Below are 15,156 nucleotides of genomic sequence, written 5' to 3'. Positions count from 1 at the left end.
GGCGGCCCTGTCAGGCGGCGGCGTCAGATCGCCCCGTCGCGGCTCCGGGGGCCGCCCTCGGCCTCTCCGCGGCCCTCCGACTGGTCGAGCGCATCGGGATCGCCTTCGGCGCCCGCGCCGGAACGCTCGACTCCGGCCGCTTCCCCGGTGCGGTCAGCGATCGGATCGCGCGGCTCGGACCCGGCACCTTTTCCAACTGGCGTCGGGCGATTGGGGTCAGTCATGGGGTGTCTCTCTGATATGGTGGATCAACCAACCCCGTCCGGTGTCGGTTCCCGGGAATGAACCTTCACCGTCCGCACGCGTAGTCTGGCCATCGCCATTGGAGCCGCCATGTCCATCGTCCGACCCACTTCCGCCCAGATGACCCGGCGCCTGATCGTGCTGGCGGCGGTCATATTCGCCGTGGTGATCGGCCAGACCCAGGTCCTGCTCGGATGGGGCCAGTCCCCCGCCGAGTTCTCGGCGGACGGCGACGCGACCCTGAAGGTCGCGGGATACGCCTTCGCCATCTGGGGCGTGATCTATCTCTGGCTGCTCGTGTACGCCGTGCGACAGGCGCTGCCGCAAACCGGCGAGAGCCTGCTGCTCCATCGGCTCGGCTGGCCTTCGGTCGCCGCCCTGCTCGGCATCGGCTGGTGGGTGGCGGCGGCGGCCTTCGACTGGGAGGCGGCGACGGTCATCCTGATCTTCGCCTCGCTGGCGGCGGTGCTGGTTCCCCTGCTGGCCAACGCGGGAGCCATCCGCGCCCTGCCGCGCGCCGACCGCGACCGGTGGATGACGGTCTGGCCGTTGGCGATGCTCGCCGGCTGGCTGACGGTGGCGGCGCCGTTGAACCTGATCACCGTGGCGACCGGCAATGACGCCCTGCCCGGCATGCTCTCGCCGACCGGCTGGGCGATCCTGGCCATCCTCGTCGTGACCGTGGTGGCGCTGGCCGTGACCCAGCGCCTGCGCACCCTGGCCTACGGCCTGCCCATCGCCTGGGGCCTGCTGGGCGCCTTCGTGGCCGAGCAGGAACGCAATCCCATGCTGGCCTATGTCGCCCTGGCCGCCGCCGTGGCGGTGCTGATCGGCGCCATCGTTCTGAGCTTCAGGCTGCGATCGGGCATCGAGCGCGCCACGGACTAACCGCCCGCGCCGTCGGCCTCGTCATCGTTGGCCGCGCGCTTCGAGGCCCGCTCCGCCGCTGCGCTGGCGCCGGCGTCGGCGGCGGCGATCTCCGGCGTGTCGGGGTCTTCCGGGGTGGCGGCGGGGTCGATGGGATGATCCGGCACGGGGGCCTCCTGCGGCTGTCCGCTGATTCAATGGCGGACCGGCCACGATGTTCCGCCGCAATGGCTGACACCGCACCGTTCAACGGCTAGAAGGCGCGCCCATGAGCGCTCCGCAGAAGACCATGGCCGAACTGGCCGCCGAATACGGCCTGGCCCCGAACGAATATCAGGTCGTCCTCGACCGGCTGGGGCGTGAACCCAACAACGTCGAACTGGGCGTCTTTTCGGTGATGTGGTCCGAGCACTGCTCGTACAAGTCGTCGAAGATTCATCTGGGCAAATTCCCGACCAAGGGGCCGCGGGTCATCTGCGGACCGGGCGAGAACGCCGGGGTCATCGACATCGATGACGGCGACGCCTGCATCTTCAAGATGGAGAGCCACAACCACCCCAGCTTCATCGAGCCCTATCAGGGCGCGGCGACGGGCGTGGGCGGGATCATGCGCGACGTCTTCACCATGGGCGCGCGGCCCGTGGCCCTGCTGAACGCCCTGCGCTTCGGCGACCCGTCCCACGAGAAGACGAAGCGGCTGGTCAAGGGCGTGGTCTCCGGCATCGGCGGCTACGGCAACTGCGTCGGCGTGCCGACGGTGGCGGGCGAGACCAATTTCCACGCCGGCTACAACGGCAACATCCTGGTCAACGCCATGTGCGTCGGCGTGGCCAAGGCCGACGCCCTGTTCTATTCGGCCGCCCCGGCCCCGGGCCTGTCGGTGGTCTATTTCGGATCGAAGACCGGCCGCGACGGCATCCATGGCGCGACCATGGCCTCGGCCGAGTTCGACGAGGATTCGGACGAGAAGCGTCCGACGGTGCAGGTCGGCGATCCCTTCGCCGAGAAACTGCTGATCGAGGCGACGCTGGAGCTGATGGCCTCGGGGGCCGTGGCCGCGATCCAGGACATGGGCGCGGCGGGCCTGACCTCATCGTCCGTGGAAATGGCCGGCAAGGGCGCGGTCGGCATCGAGCTGAACATGGACGCCGTGCCCCAGCGCGAGGAGGGCATGACGGCCTATGAGATGATGTTGTCGGAGAGCCAGGAGCGGATGCTGGCGGTGCTGAAACCGGGCCGCGAGGAAGACGGCCACCGGATCTTCAAGAAATGGGGCCTCGACGCCGCCGTGATCGGCGTCACCACGGACACCGGCCGGCTGGTGCTGAAGCATCACGGCGAGACGGTCTGCGACGTGCCGCTGGCCCCGCTGTTCGACGACGCGCCCCTGTACGACCGCCCGTGGGTGCAGCCGGCGCTGCAGCCCCGCCTGTCGCCCGCCGACGTGCCCGCGCCCGAGAGCTGGGTCGATGCGGTGATCAAGGTGGTCTGCTGCCCGGACATGGCGTCCAAGCGCTGGATCTGGGAACAGTACGACCGCCACGTCATGGCCGACACCCTGCACGACTCGGCCACCGCCGCCGACGCCGGGGTGGTGCGGGTGCATGGCACGGACAAGGGTCTGGCCATGACCTCGGACTGCACGCCCCGCTATGTCCAGGCCGATCCCTATGAAGGCGGCAAACAGGCCGTGGCCGAGGCCTGGCGCAATCTGACCGCCGTCGGGTCGCGGCCGATCGCCATCACCGACAATCTGAATTTCGGCAATCCGCAGCGGCCCGAGATCATGGGCCAGATCGTCCGCGCCATCGACGGCATGGCCGAGGCCTGCCGGGTGCTGGACTTCCCGGTCGTGAGCGGCAACGTCAGCCTCTATAACGAGACCAATGGCGCGGCCATTCCGCCGACCCCGACGGTCGGCGCGGTCGGCCTGCTGACCAACTATGACGTGGTCGTCGGTTTCGGCGGCATGGTCGAGGGCGATGTGCTGGTGCTGATCGGCGAGACGGTCGGCGAGCTGGGCGCGTCCATCTATCTGCGCGAGGTGCTGGGCCGCGAGGACGGGGCGCCGCCCCCGGTCGATCTGGCGCTGGAGCGCAAGACCGGCGACTTCGTGCGCGAACAGATCGAGGCCGGCGCCCTGACCTGCGTCCACGACCTGTCGGACGGCGGGCTGATCGGGGCGGCGGCGGACATGGCGCTGGCTTCGGACGTCGGGGTCGATCTGGACGCCAGCTCGGCGGCTCACGCCCACATCCTGCTCTTCGGCGAGGATCAGGCCCGGTATCTGGTGGCGGTCGCCGACGCGACGGACATCCTCGCCACGGCCCAGGCCGCGGGCGTGCGCGCCGCCGTGGTCGGTCGGGCCAAGGGCCGGGACTTCGCCTCCGGCGGGCCGGGCGGCGACCTGTTCCGCCTGCCGCTGGATCACCTGCGCGAGATGCATGAGAGCTGGATGCCGAACTGGATCGAAGGACCCGCCTGATGCGCCTCGTATCGTCCGCCCTGGCCGTGGGCCTCCTCGCCCTGACCCTGTCCGCCTGCGAGGGCGGCGGCGACCCGGTCAACCAGGCGCTGCGCGAGGCCTCGGCCGAAAATCATGCCGCAACCGTGCAGGAGGGCGTCGTATCGGCGCCGGCCCACGCCGGGGACAGCCACGCGGCGACCGCGGGAGGTCAGGCCTTCGCCGCCTCGGAAGCCGGGATGCACGCCGACATGGCCGCCGCGTCCGGCGCCACCCTGGACCAGGCCTATATCGCCAAGATGATCGCCCACCACGAAGGGGCCCTGGCCATGGCCGAGGTCGCCCTGGCGGAGTCGCGCGACCCGGAAATCCGTCGCATGGCCGAAGCGGTCAGGGCGACCCAGACCCGCGAGATCGCCGAGATGCGGGCGTGGAGACCGACGGCCGAACCGACCCCGTGACGCGCGTCACATTTCCGGGCTAGGTCGGGATCGTCGCCACCGCGGAGGTCCAGATGCGCTCGCTCGATTCCGTATCCCGCCGGGGATTGATGCTGGCGCTGGGCGCCGGGGGTGTGGTGCTCGGCTCGGGCCGCAAGGCGCTCGCTGACCCGGTTTTCGCCGAGTATCCGTTCCAGCTGGGCATCGCCGCCGGCGATCCCGCCCCCGACGGCTTCGTCATCTGGACCCGGCTGGCGCCCCGCCCGCTCGAGATCGGCCACGGCATGCCGTCGGCGCCGGTGCCGGTGAAGTGGGAGGTGGCGACCTCGCGCGGCTTCGGCGCCGCCGTGGTCCGCTCTGGCGAGACGATCGCCCGACCGGAACTCGGCCACGCCGTCCATGTCGAGGTGGAAGGGCTGGAGCCCGGCCGGGACTATTTCTATCGTTTCACCGCCGGATCCGAACGCACCCCCTCGGGGCGGGCGAAGACCGCGCCGGCGGCCGGCGCCGCTGTGGCCCGGGCCCGGTTCGGCGTGTTGGGGTGCCAGGCCTATGAACAGGGCTTCTACACCGCCCATCGCCAGGCGGCCGCCGAGGACCTCGACTTCGTCTATTGCTACGGCGACTACATCTATGAAGGCCGCGGCAACCGCACCTACACCGGCTCGGGCGGGACCATCGAGAACCCGCGCCAGCATCTGGGCGGCGAGACCTACAGCCTCGACGACTACCGTCGGCGCTACGCCCAGTACAAGCTGGATACAGACCTTCAGGCCAGCCACGCGGCGACGGCCTGGTTCGTCACCTGGGACGATCACGAGATCGCCAACAACTGGGTCTCGGAGTTCGATGACGGCGTGCCGCCCGAGGTGTTTCTGCTGCGGCGGCAGGCGGCGGCACAGGCCTTCTACGAGCATATGCCCCTGCGTCGCTCGGCCTTCCCGCGCGGGGCAGAGATGCAGCTGTACCGCCACGCGGTCTGGGGCGACCTGCTGGATCTGAATTTCCTCGACACGCGGTCGCACCGGTCTGACCAGCCCTGCAACGACGCCTGGGCCTCGACCTGCGCCGGGGTCGCGGCCGCCAACGCCCAGGTGCTGGGCGAGGCGCAGGAGGCCTGGCTGTATCGCAATCTCGACCAGTCCCGCGCCCGCTGGAAGGTGTTGGCCCAGCAGATCATGGTGATGGATCTGGACCGCAAGGAAGGGCCGGAGCCGGGCTACAACCTCGACACCTGGGCCGGCTATTCGATCCCGCGCCAGCGGCTGCTGGACCGACTGCGCGAGCGCCGGATAGCCAACACCGTCGTCCTGACAGGGGATGAACATCAGAACTACGCCGGGGAGCTGTATCGCGACAGCCGCAACCCGGAAGGCGCCCCGATCGCCGCGGAGTTCGTGACCACCTCGATCAGCTCGTCCGGCGACGGTCAGGACCAGCGGGCCGACGGCCGCCGGTATCTGGCCGACAACCCGTTCCTGAAGTTCAACAACGCCCAGCGCGGCTATGTCGTCTGCGACGTAACCCCGGAGCGCTGGCAGACCGAGTTCAAGGTGCTGGACAAGGTGTCGGAACGCGGCGGGACCCTGAGCACGCGAGCGAAACTCGCGGTGGCCAGCGGGGACGCGCGGGTCGTCGCTGCCTAGGCGTCACTCCGCCGGCAGATAGTCGTCCGGCTCGATCAGGCGGAAGCCGGGGGTGTTCTCGACCATCTCGCGCAGCCAGGAGGCATGGCCGGCGCCATAGACCACCACGATGCGGTCTCCGGGTTCCGCAGCCTGCATCAGGCGCGCGAATATCTCGGCGTTGCGCGTGAACCAACGGCCGTTCAGCACCGCGCCCGGCTGGCCTTCGCCCGCGCCGAACTGCATCAGGGCGTAGTGGAAGGCCTTGTCGTCCGCGGCGGCCTCGGGGCCGTTCATGAAGGCGAGAACGGACCCGACCTCCCGGGTCCGTTGCCGTTGTTCAAGATCGGCGACCTTGGCAGCGATCTGGGCGTGCATCGCCGTCAGGTTCGCCGCGCGGCCATTGGCCTCGGCCCAGTTGTGCACGGCCTCGAACGGGAAGTAGGTCGGCTCGCCGTCACCGCCCTGCTCGTCGATCGCATAGACACGGGTCAGGCCCAGACGATGGGCGAGGCGATAGCCGATCTGGACGCGTTCGTCGGGGTTGGTGAGGAGATCGGCAGGTGTGAACGCCGGATAGCGATGATCCAGCATGGTCGACTGGTCGGCCGCGACCCGTTCGACCGCGACGGCGGTCGGCCGGAAGCGGACCAGTCCTTCGGCGACGGCCTCGAGCTGGGCCTGCTTGTCGGGCGTCAGGACGGAGTCGATGCGGGCGTTGTGCAGGTCCTGGCCCGGATTGCCGAAATGGTAGGTCCCAAGGATCATCACCTCGATCGCCTCGGGCTCCGGCGTCTGGGCCATGGCGGCGGTCGGCAGGGTCAGGGCGGCCGCGAGAACGGCGAGAATCTTCAGCATCGGCGAGGCTCCGCGAGGGTGTTCACGGACAGAGGCGGCGGCGGGCCGCGGCGGATGCAGATGCGGCCATTAACTCTTCGACAGGTTCAGACCACCGGGACCGTCTGACTCAACCGGCCGCCGACCCGGATGGGCTCGACCCGCGTGGCCAGTCCTGTCTTGTCGTCGGTCTCGACATAGACGCCGCACACCGTGGCCGGCCCGTGCGCCGGCGTATAGCGGCCGCCCGACAGCCGGGTGGTGAAGCGCCGCAGCGGCTCTTCCTTCTCATTGCCGATGACGGAGTCGTAGTCGCAGCAGCCGCCGGCGTCGGTCTGATAGGCCGTGCCGCCGGGCAGGATCTGGCAGTCGGCGGTCGGGACGTGGGTGTGGGTGCCGACCACCAGCGAGGCCCGGCCGTCGCAGAAATGGCCCATGGCCATCTTTTCGGAGGTCGCCTCGCAATGCATGTCGACGATGATGGCGTCGGCGACCGCGCCCATGGGACAGGCGGCCAGCTCCTTCTCGACCGCGCTGAACGGGCAGTCCATCGGGTCCATGTGGATGCGGCCCAGCACATTCATGACCAGCACGGTCTTGCCGCTGTGGGTCTCGAACAGATTGGCCCCGGCCCCGGGCGCGTCCATCAGGCGCGGATAGTTGGCGGGGCGGATCAGCCGCGGCTCGCGCACGATATAGGTCAGGGCCTCGCGCTGGTCCCAGCTGTGGTTGCCCAGGGTCAGACAGTCGGCCCCGGCCATGAACAGCTCGCGCGCGGTGTTCTCGGTGATGCCGAAGCCGCCGGCGGCGTTCTCGGCGTTGACCACCACGAAATCGAGTTTCAGGTCGCGCTTCAGACCCGGGAGGTGATCGCTCAGGCCGTCCCGTCCGGACTTGCCGACGACATCACCGAAAAAAGCCAGTCTCATGCGAAGGGTCTATAACCGGTCTCGGTCAGAACGCCATGCAGACGGATGTCGTGGACCTCGACCGGCAGGTCGTCCACCTCCTGTCCGGCATAGGCGAAGCCGATACGCAGGGCGTCAGGCCGCGCGGCGAAGGTCCGGTCGTAGTAGCCCCCGCCCTGCCCCAGTCGTCCGCCAAGGGCGTCGAAGGCCAGCAGGGGCGTCAGGATCAGATCGGGATCGACGACCTCCGCGAGCGGAAACGGCGCGGGCACCCCCGCCTCGTCCAGCTCAAGCGGCTCCCCCGACGACCAGCGGCGAAAGATCATCGGCGCGTCCCGCTCGATAACCACCGGCAGGCATAGCTCGCGGCCGGCCCGGCTGAGCGCCAGGGACAGGGCGTCGACATCCAGTTCTGATCCGATGGCGCGATAGACGGCGACGATTCGACCGGGCGGCAGGGCGCCGGCCTGATCCGCCGCGCGGGCCGCGGCGCCCGCATCAAGCCCTGCCAGCCGCTTGCGCACGGCTCGCATCGCGGCTCGAAGCTGATGTTTGTCGGTCATCCGGACGCCGTAGCGCATTCGGCGAAGGGCGGCGAGCCCATGGCCGGCGCCCCTCCACCCCCGGCTTCGCCGGCGGTCCCCCTCCCCCAAAGGGGGAGGAATGCGCTCAAGCAGCGAGCGACCGCGTCGCGAGCGTTAGCGCCCAAAAAGAGGGAAGGTTGGCGGCGCCGCAAGAACCGTGAAGGGCGTTTAAATCCTCTCGACCTGGGTAGCCAGGTGGGCGCCGTATGCCCAGGCCCACGAGCCTGATCAGGGACAGCTCCCTTTGAGTGAATTAAGGTCGCAAGGAAATGTTGCCTTCGACGAGAGCCGCAGCAGGACCCGCCGTCGGACAAGATAGGCCTTCACGGCGCTGAACGCCAGTGGCGCGCGCTTCCCTTCCGTTCAGGCGTCCCTGAACACCGCGTCCTGCTCGATCAACCGACCCAGCCACGGATGGTCGAGGGCCAGGGTGAAGGCGAAGGCGCCGTCGCCCAGGTCTCGATGCAGGATGGTCAACCGCCCCGGCTCCGCCCAACGCGGCAGCCGGACCCGCAATCCGGCCAAGGTCACGAAATAGAAGGCGCTGCGGAACACAAGGGCCGCGTCCTCGACCGCCACGGTCAGCGCCATGCCGACCCCGGAGCCGACATATTCCTCCAGCCCGGTCGGACCGGCAAAGCGTTTGGCGGAATGGATGACCTGCGGAAAGCCGCTTCGCCGGGCGTAGAGCCGGGTCCAGACCTGACCCTGTCCGACATGGTCCTCGGTCACGGTGACCACGCTGGCGCCAGGTTCAAACACCAATGGCAGGGGGCCTCCGATCAGGCGGGCGGCCTCGGCCAGCAGACGACCCGCGGCACTGGCCCTCACGGCGGCGACGCCGCCCCGGTAGGCGACTGTCGCCCCACCTGTCATCCGTTTGGAGAACCGGCGGCGCACCGCCAGCGGCAGGGCCGCCCAGGCTTCGGCCGACAGCAGGGCGCGGAACCGGAGATCGGCGAGTTCACCGGCGCGTTCCGGGACGACGGCCTCCGTGATCGCGACAGCAGCCCTCATCGCCCCCTCCCCTCGCTATTTCCCGCCCGGAATGAGGGCGGCGATACGCGCCCCCAGTTTAAGCAACGCCATCAGCTTGGGCCGGGCCACTGTCGTGATCTGATCGTACCAGCGATCGATGGTCTCGGTGAATTCCAGCAAGTCCTTCAGCCGCTTCATGGCGACCGGCGAAACCGTCGGATCGCCCACCGCCTCGGCGACGCAGGCGCGCAAGGTGGCGAGGGCCGGGTCGATCTCCTTGGCCTTGCGGCCTGCGGCGATGCGCGATGCGACCTCCCAGACGTCGGTCTCGGCCTCATAGTGGTCGCGACGGTCGCCGCGGACGGGAACACGCCGGATCAGGCCCCAGTTCTGGAGCTCCTTCAGCGAATTGGACACGTTCGAGCGTGCGATTTCCAGCGCTCCGGCGATATCCTCGGCGGTCATCGCCCGGTCGGCGGTCAACAGCAGGGCGTGAATCTGGGCCACCGAACGATTGACGCCCCAGAAGCCGCCCATCTCGCCCCAATGGAGGACAAAGCGTTCGAGCGCGACAGGAAGTTTCGTAATTTCTGTCATGACAGAAATATCTGACACAACAGGGCAGAGGTCAACCCGACGCCGCCGCGGCGTCCCGTCACAGTCCCTGGGCGATTTTCTCCAGCCGCGCGGCCACGGCGTTCAGCGCCTCGGCCACGCCGTCGCTTGATGCGGCGGCGGTCACGGCGGATGCGCCGGGAGTGCCGAGCCGGACCTCATGCAGTTCGTCGGCCAACATCAGGCCCGCCATGAGAAACAGGCGGATGTCGCCGACATGGCCGACCTCGCCCGCGACCTGCCGGACATGGCCGTCGAACTGTTTGGCCAGCATGCGGACGCGATCCTCCTGGCCGTCGGCGCAGCCCACGGCATAGGGGCGGCCGTTGATCTCGACGGTCACCGTCGCCATCAGCGGGCCTCCTGTTCGGCCAGGGCGTCGCGGATGGCGTCGGCGGCGTGCGACAGGGCCTCGGCGGCGTCGCGGCCGGCGGCTTCCAGCTCGTGGATGCGCGCGCGGTCGGTCTCCGTCGAAGGCTGGGGCGCGAACAGGTCGTCGTCGGGCACGCGGCTGGTCCCGACCGCGCGGCTCTTGAGATCCAGCAGGCGGCGTTCCAGCAGCGCCAAAGCGCGGTCAACTCGGTCCTTGGCGGCCGATGCAGCGTCCATTCGGGTCACATCCTCCAGAATCCGTATAGAACCCGCCGACGCGTCGGGGTAAAGCGGCGCGCCTCCCTTTTTCCGCCTCCCGCCGAAAGGTCCCCCTGTGACCGACGCCAGAACCGTATCCGAAAAAGCCACGCCGAAGCAGATGGCCGACGCCATCCGGGTGCTGTCCATGGACGGGGTGGAGAAGGCGAAGAGCGGCCACCCCGGCATGCCCATGGGCATGGCCGACGTGGCGACGGTGCTGTTCTCGAAATTCCTGAAGTTCGACGCGAGCCGCCCGGAATGGGCCGACCGCGACCGGTTCATCCTGTCGGCGGGCCACGGCTCGATGCTGATCTACAGCCTGCTGCACCTGACCGGGTACAAGGCGGCGACGAAGGCAGAACTGTCGAACTTCCGTCAGTGGGGATCGAAGACCGCGGGTCACCCTGAGTTCGGTCATATGCCGGGCGTGGAAACGACCACCGGGCCGTTGGGTCAGGGCCTGGCCAACAGCGTCGGCTTCGCCATGGCCGAGCGCCATCTGGCCGCCAAATACGGCGCCGACCTCGTCGATCACCGCACCTGGGTGATCGCCGGCGACGGCTGTCTGATGGAGGGCGTGTCGCAGGAAGCGATCGCCCTCGCCGGCCGCTACCGGCTGAACAAGCTGACCGTGCTCTGGGACGACAACAGCATCACCATCGACGGGGCCGTGTCCCTGTCGGACGCCACCGACCAGAAGGCCCGCTTCAAGGCGGCCGGCTGGGCGGTCAAGGCCGTCGACGGCCACGACATGAAGGTCATCAAGTCGGCGCTGCAGTGGGCCGTGAAGCAGGACAAGCCGACCCTCATCGCCTGCAAGACCAGGATCGGCCGCGGCGCCGCCACCATGGAAGGCAGCCACAAGACCCACGGCGCCGCCCTGGGCGCGGCGGAAATCGCCGCCACCCGACTGGGCCTGGCCTGGACGCACGAACCGTTCGAACTGCCCGAGGCGATCGACAAGGCCTGGAAGAAGGTCGGCAAGCGCGGCGCGAAAGAGCGGAAGGCCTGGGAAGCCCGGCTGAACGCCTCTGCGCAGGCCGCGGACTTCACGCGGGCGATGAAGGGCGACCTGCCCGCCGGCGCCTTCGACGCCCTGAACGCAAGGATCGCCGAACTGGTCGAGACGAGGCCGGCCCAGGCCACGCGCCAGTCCTCGGGCGCGGCGCTGGACGAACTGTTCGCCGCCATCCCCGAACTGATCGGCGGCTCGGCCGACCTGACCGGTTCGAACAACACCTTCGTCAAGGGCACGCCGATCTTCGACGCCCCGTCCTATGAGGGCCGGTACGTCAACTGGGGCATCCGCGAGTTCGGCATGGCCGCGGCGATGAACGGCATGGCGCTGCACGGCGGGATCATTCCCTACGGCGGCACCTTCATGGTGTTCTCGGACTACAGCCGTCCGGCGATCCGTCTGGGGGCCCTGATGGGCGTACGGGCCATCCACGTCCTGACCCACGACTCCATCGGCCTCGGCGAGGACGGCCCGACGCACCAGCCGGTGGAACATCTGGCCGCCCTGCGCGCCATCCCCAACCTGCTGGTCTTCCGCCCCGCCGATACGGTCGAGGCCATGGAATGCTGGCAGGCCGCGCTGGAGCACAAGGGCGCACCGTCGGCCCTCGCCCTGTCTCGCCAGAAGACCCCGGCGGTTCGCACCGTGGCCTCGGACGGGAACCTGTCCGCCCGCGGCGCCTATGAAGTCCGCGCCGCCAAGGGCGCGGCGAAGGTCACCCTGTTCGGCACCGGCACGGAACTGGCGCTCGCGCTGGCCGCCGCCGATGTGCTGGAGGCCGAGGGCACGCCGACCCGCGTCGTCTCGGTTCCCTGTTTCGAGCTCTTCTTCCAGCAGCCGAAGAAATATCAGGACAGCGTCATCGGCCGCGGCACGGTCCGCGTCGCCGTAGAGGCCGCGATCCAGCAAGGCTGGGAGCGGTTCATCGGCGAGGACGGCGCCTTCGTCGGCATGACCGGCTTCGGCGCCAGCGCGCCGGCCGAGGTCCTGTACGAGAAGTTCGGGGTCACCACGGATGCGGTGGTCGCGGCGGCGAAGGCGCGGCTCCAGGGCTGATGGCCCACATCGCCGCCTTCAGCCTGCTGGTCCGCGACTATGACGAGGCCATCGCCTTCTATGTCGGCAAGCTGGGGTTCGAACTGAGCGAGGACGCCGATCGCGGCGGCGGCAAGCGATGGGTCAGGGTCACGCCGCGCGGCGGCCAGACCTCCCTGCTGCTCGCCCGGGCCGTGACAGATGCTCAACGGGCCGCGATCGGCAACCAGTCTGGCGGGCGGGTCTGGCTGTTCCTCGAAACGGAGGATTTCGACCGGGACCACGCGGCCTTCGTCGCCGCGGGGGTCCATTTCCGCGAAACGCCCCGGCGCGAGGACTATGGCGTCGTCGCCGTCTTCGAGGATCTGTACGGCAACGCCTGGGATCTGATCCAGCATTCCGACAAGGACCACTGACCATGCGCCTCGGCACCCCCCTCTCCGACAGCGCCGTGCGCGTCATGCTTCTGGGCGCGGGCGAGCTCGGCAAGGAGGTGGCCATCGAGCTGCAGCGGCTGGGCGCCGAGGTCATCGCCGTCGACCGCTATCCCAACGCCCCGGCCATGCAGGTGGCGCACCGCAGCCACGTCATTCCGATGACCGATCCCCAGGTCCTGAACGGCGTCATCATGGCCGAGGCCCCGCACATCATCGTGCCGGAGATCGAGGCCATCGCGACTGACGTTCTGGCGCAGATCGAAGCAGCCGGTCTGGCGACGGTCATCCCGACGGCGCGGGCGACGCAGCTGACCATGAACCGCGAGGGCATCCGCCGGCTGGCCGCCGAGGACCTCGGCCTGCCGACCAGCCCCTACGCCTTCGCCACCTCGGCCGCCGAACTGGCCGAGGCCGCGCACCGCATCGGCCTGCCGGTCTTCATCAAGCCGGTGATGTCTTCGTCCGGGAAGGGCCAGTCGATGATCGACGCCCTCGAGGACGCCGCCAACGCCTGGGCCTATGCCCAGTCCGGCGGACGGGTCGAAACGGCGACGGTGATCGTCGAGGGCCGGATCGATTTCGACTTCGAAATCACCCTGCTGACCGTGCGCTCGCTGCGGGACGGCACGGTGCGGACGGACTTCTGCGCGCCCATCGGCCATCGCCAGGTCAAGGGCGACTATGTCGAGAGCTGGCAGCCGCAGGCGATGACGCCCGCCGCCCTCGCCTCCGCACAGGACATCGCCCGCAAGGTCACCGATGCGCTGGGCGGGCTCGGGGTATTCGGGGTCGAGCTGTTCGTGAAGGGGGACCAGGTCTGGTTCTCGGAGGTGTCGCCGCGTCCCCACGACACCGGCCTGGTGACCCTGGCCACCCAGACCATGAGCGAGTTCGCCCTGCACGCCCGCGCCATCCTCGGCCTGCCCGTCGACGTCAGCCAGCGCGACATCGGCGCCAGCGCGGTCATCTATGGCGGCATGGATGCCGTCGGCGTCGCCTTTGAAGGTGTGGCCGAGGCCCTGTCGGTCCCGACCGCCGACCTGCGCCTGTTCGGCAAGCCGGAGAGCTACGTCAGCCGCCGGATGGGCGTGGCCACGGCCCGCGGCGAGACCGTGGAGCAGGCTCGCGAGCGGGCGCGGCTGGCGGCGTCCAGGGTCCGGGTAGTCGCGGGCTAGAGCGACGGCGCGGGCTGAACCGCCATCGGCGGCTCCGTTTGCGTCCCCGCCAGGGCCGCCACGGCGGCCTCCAGTCCCGGATCCCGCCCGGCGCGGCGGTCCTCCAGCGTCAGCGGCGCGGCCACGTCCGGCGTTACGCCGCGCTTCTCCAGCCGTACGCCCCCCTGGGTGACGAAGTCGGCCCGGCTCAGGCTCAACCGCCCGCCGTCGGGCAGAGAGGTCTCCTGAGAGATCAACACGGCCCCGGCCGTCGGCGCGCCCACCACGACCGCGCGCCGCGCCTCCTGCAGGGCGGCGGGGGTCAGTTCGGCCGCGCTGCGGCTGTTGGCGTCGACCAGGACGGCCACTTCGTTTCCGACCGGCCGGGCCAGGTCGCCACAGCCGCCGGCGGTCCGGAGCTCGATCCGCCGGCCCGAGCGGCCGGTGCGGGCCGCCCACAGCCGGTTTCGCGGCAGGAAGCAGCTGAGCACCGCATCGGCCTCGGCCAGCCGTCCTCCGGGGTTGCCGCGCAGATCGATGACGACATCCGTGTCCGCCGGCAGTCCGTCCAGCTGCTCGCCCATCCACCGGCCCAGCCCGGCCTCGAAGCCATCGACGGTCAGGATCAGCACGCCCGGCCGCGAGCGGTCGGCGACGAAGGCCGGCGTCGGCTCCATCATGCGCGGGGTCAGGGTCAGGGCCCGGGAGACGCCGTCGCCATCGACCATCGCCAGGGTTATCGTCCGGCCCTCGACGAGATCCTCCTCCGGCGTCCACAGGGCGCCGTCGCCGGCGATCAGTCGCCACCCCTCGGCCACGCCGGCCTCGCCGGCGGGCGAGGCCGGCCGGACCCGTTCGATCACATAGTCGTCTCCCGACGGGTCGGGCCGCAAGGTCACCCCGATCGCGGGACGGCGGTTGCGCTGCGTATCCCGTCGGCGCGCCACGGCCGGCGGGGAGGCGCCGGCGTGATCGTCATCCAGCAGGTCGAGCATATCGCCGAGCGTGCGGTACAGGGTCCGGTCGTCCGTCGCCGTCAGGGCCGCCGGCCGATAGGTCCGCCTTGCGGCGTTCCAGTCCACGCCGTGCAGTTCCGGGTCGTAGTACTGGGACCGGACCTCGCTCCAGACCCGGTCGAAGACGCGCTGGTTCATCCGCGCCCGCTCGCGGTCGGGGGCGGCGGGGGCGGCAGTCGCCGTCACCGGCGCGGCGGCGGGATCGACCGCGAACGCCGGAGCGGCGATGAGCCCAAGGCTCATCGCCGCCGATACAGGCAGGATCCGGAGAAGCCGGCGCAAGATCATGACGCCATTAGAGG

Annotated in this window: 17 protein-coding genes and 1 other RNA gene; 7 read left to right on the top strand and 11 right to left on the bottom strand. The window is 69.8% G+C overall.

Features of this window, described 5'->3' with window-relative positions; translation table 11 throughout:
• Nucleotides 1-23: 23 nt before the first annotated feature.
• Nucleotides 24-224 (bottom strand): hypothetical protein, encoded by a 201-nt coding sequence (locus B2742_RS03695; RefSeq protein ID WP_292063108.1) that lies wholly within the window; start codon nucleotides 222-224, stop codon nucleotides 24-26.
• 109 nt (nucleotides 225-333) lie between these two features.
• Between B2742_RS03695 and B2742_RS03690 the strand changes: the two genes are divergently transcribed.
• Complete coding sequence (locus B2742_RS03690; protein WP_292063107.1) at nucleotides 334-1,131, top strand: hypothetical protein; 798 nt, start codon at nucleotides 334-336, stop codon at nucleotides 1,129-1,131.
• Here B2742_RS03690 and B2742_RS03685 read toward each other — a convergent pair.
• Nucleotides 1,128-1,277, bottom strand: coding sequence for a hypothetical protein (locus B2742_RS03685; RefSeq protein ID WP_292063105.1), 150 nt, complete (start codon nucleotides 1,275-1,277; stop codon nucleotides 1,128-1,130). The genes B2742_RS03690 and B2742_RS03685 overlap by 4 nt on opposite strands.
• Before the next feature lie 101 nt (nucleotides 1,278-1,378).
• On the opposite strand from B2742_RS03685, the gene purL reads away from it, so the two are divergent.
• Genes purL through B2742_RS03670 form a run of 3 tightly spaced genes read left to right on the top strand, consistent with a single transcriptional unit; the run spans nucleotide 1,379 to nucleotide 5,660 of the window.
• Complete coding sequence (purL, locus tag B2742_RS03680; RefSeq protein ID WP_292063102.1) at nucleotides 1,379-3,595, top strand: phosphoribosylformylglycinamidine synthase subunit PurL; 2,217 nt, start codon at nucleotides 1,379-1,381, stop codon at nucleotides 3,593-3,595.
• Nucleotides 3,595-4,035, top strand: coding sequence for a DUF305 domain-containing protein (locus B2742_RS03675; protein WP_292063099.1), 441 nt, complete (start codon nucleotides 3,595-3,597; stop codon nucleotides 4,033-4,035). Before purL ends, B2742_RS03675 begins: the two co-directional genes overlap by 1 nt.
• Nucleotides 4,036-4,088: 53 nt before the next feature.
• Entirely contained in the window at nucleotides 4,089-5,660 is a 1,572-nt protein-coding gene (locus tag B2742_RS03670; RefSeq protein WP_292063098.1) for an alkaline phosphatase D family protein, read from the top strand.
• Between the two features lie 3 nt (nucleotides 5,661-5,663).
• Here the strand turns inward: B2742_RS03670 and B2742_RS03665 are convergent, their stop codons facing one another.
• The 8 genes from B2742_RS03665 to B2742_RS03630 all read right to left on the bottom strand — a co-directional run bounded on the left by B2742_RS03665 (nucleotide 5,664) and on the right by B2742_RS03630 (nucleotide 10,170).
• Nucleotides 5,664-6,497 (bottom strand): DUF5694 domain-containing protein, encoded by an 834-nt coding sequence (locus tag B2742_RS03665; RefSeq protein ID WP_292063096.1) that lies wholly within the window; start codon nucleotides 6,495-6,497, stop codon nucleotides 5,664-5,666.
• Between the two features lie 86 nt (nucleotides 6,498-6,583).
• Complete coding sequence (locus B2742_RS03660; RefSeq protein ID WP_292063094.1) at nucleotides 6,584-7,405, bottom strand: TIGR00282 family metallophosphoesterase; 822 nt, start codon at nucleotides 7,403-7,405, stop codon at nucleotides 6,584-6,586.
• Nucleotides 7,402-7,947 carry a 5-formyltetrahydrofolate cyclo-ligase gene (locus B2742_RS03655; protein ID WP_292063092.1) on the bottom strand — a complete coding sequence of 182 codons (546 nt, stop codon included), beginning with the start codon at nucleotides 7,945-7,947 and terminating at the stop codon, nucleotides 7,402-7,404. The genes B2742_RS03660 and B2742_RS03655 overlap by 4 nt, the downstream gene beginning before the upstream one ends.
• A 160-nt stretch (nucleotides 7,948-8,107) precedes the next feature.
• Nucleotides 8,108-8,268: non-coding RNA, 6S RNA (gene ssrS, locus B2742_RS03650), on the bottom strand.
• A 63-nt stretch (nucleotides 8,269-8,331) separates the two neighbouring features.
• Nucleotides 8,332-8,985 carry a DUF4166 domain-containing protein gene (locus B2742_RS03645; protein ID WP_292063089.1) on the bottom strand — a complete coding sequence of 218 codons (654 nt, stop codon included), beginning with the start codon at nucleotides 8,983-8,985 and terminating at the stop codon, nucleotides 8,332-8,334.
• Nucleotides 8,986-9,000: 15 nt separating this feature from the next.
• Nucleotides 9,001-9,543, bottom strand: coding sequence for a GbsR/MarR family transcriptional regulator (locus tag B2742_RS03640; RefSeq protein WP_292063086.1), 543 nt, complete (start codon nucleotides 9,541-9,543; stop codon nucleotides 9,001-9,003).
• A 58-nt stretch (nucleotides 9,544-9,601) separates the two neighbouring features.
• Nucleotides 9,602-9,913, bottom strand: a complete 312-nt coding sequence (locus B2742_RS03635) for a cell division protein ZapA (protein WP_292063084.1) — start codon at nucleotides 9,911-9,913, stop codon at nucleotides 9,602-9,604.
• Entirely contained in the window at nucleotides 9,913-10,170 is a 258-nt protein-coding gene (locus tag B2742_RS03630; protein ID WP_292063082.1) for a hypothetical protein, read from the bottom strand. Before B2742_RS03630 ends, B2742_RS03635 begins: the two co-directional genes overlap by 1 nt.
• 142 nt (nucleotides 10,171-10,312) lie before the next feature.
• Between B2742_RS03630 and tkt the strand changes: the two genes are divergently transcribed.
• From tkt to purT, 3 genes are read left to right on the top strand one after another with little or no spacing between them, the layout of a single operon-like run.
• On the top strand, nucleotides 10,313-12,268 hold the full coding sequence (gene tkt, locus B2742_RS03625; RefSeq protein ID WP_292063161.1) for a transketolase: 1,956 nt from the start codon (nucleotides 10,313-10,315) through the stop codon (nucleotides 12,266-12,268).
• Complete coding sequence (locus B2742_RS03620) at nucleotides 12,268-12,663, top strand: VOC family protein (RefSeq protein ID WP_349681112.1); 396 nt, start codon at nucleotides 12,268-12,270, stop codon at nucleotides 12,661-12,663. The genes tkt and B2742_RS03620 overlap by 1 nt, the downstream gene beginning before the upstream one ends.
• A complete protein-coding gene (purT, locus tag B2742_RS03615) occupies nucleotides 12,660-13,859 on the top strand; it encodes a formate-dependent phosphoribosylglycinamide formyltransferase (RefSeq protein WP_414633041.1) in 1,200 nt (399 codons plus the stop codon). Before B2742_RS03620 ends, purT begins: the two co-directional genes overlap by 4 nt.
• Here the strand turns inward: purT and B2742_RS03610 are convergent.
• Nucleotides 13,856-15,097, bottom strand: coding sequence for a S41 family peptidase (locus B2742_RS03610; RefSeq protein ID WP_292063079.1), 1,242 nt, complete (start codon nucleotides 15,095-15,097; stop codon nucleotides 13,856-13,858). The two genes, purT and B2742_RS03610, sit on opposite strands and share 4 nt — an antisense overlap.
• Nucleotides 15,098-15,156: the final 59 nt, after the last annotated feature.

It is taken from the genome of Brevundimonas sp. UBA7664 (assembly GCF_002483305.1).
Classification (GTDB): domain Bacteria; phylum Pseudomonadota; class Alphaproteobacteria; order Caulobacterales; family Caulobacteraceae; genus Brevundimonas.
This window is presented reverse-complemented; position numbering and strand designations above follow the sequence as displayed.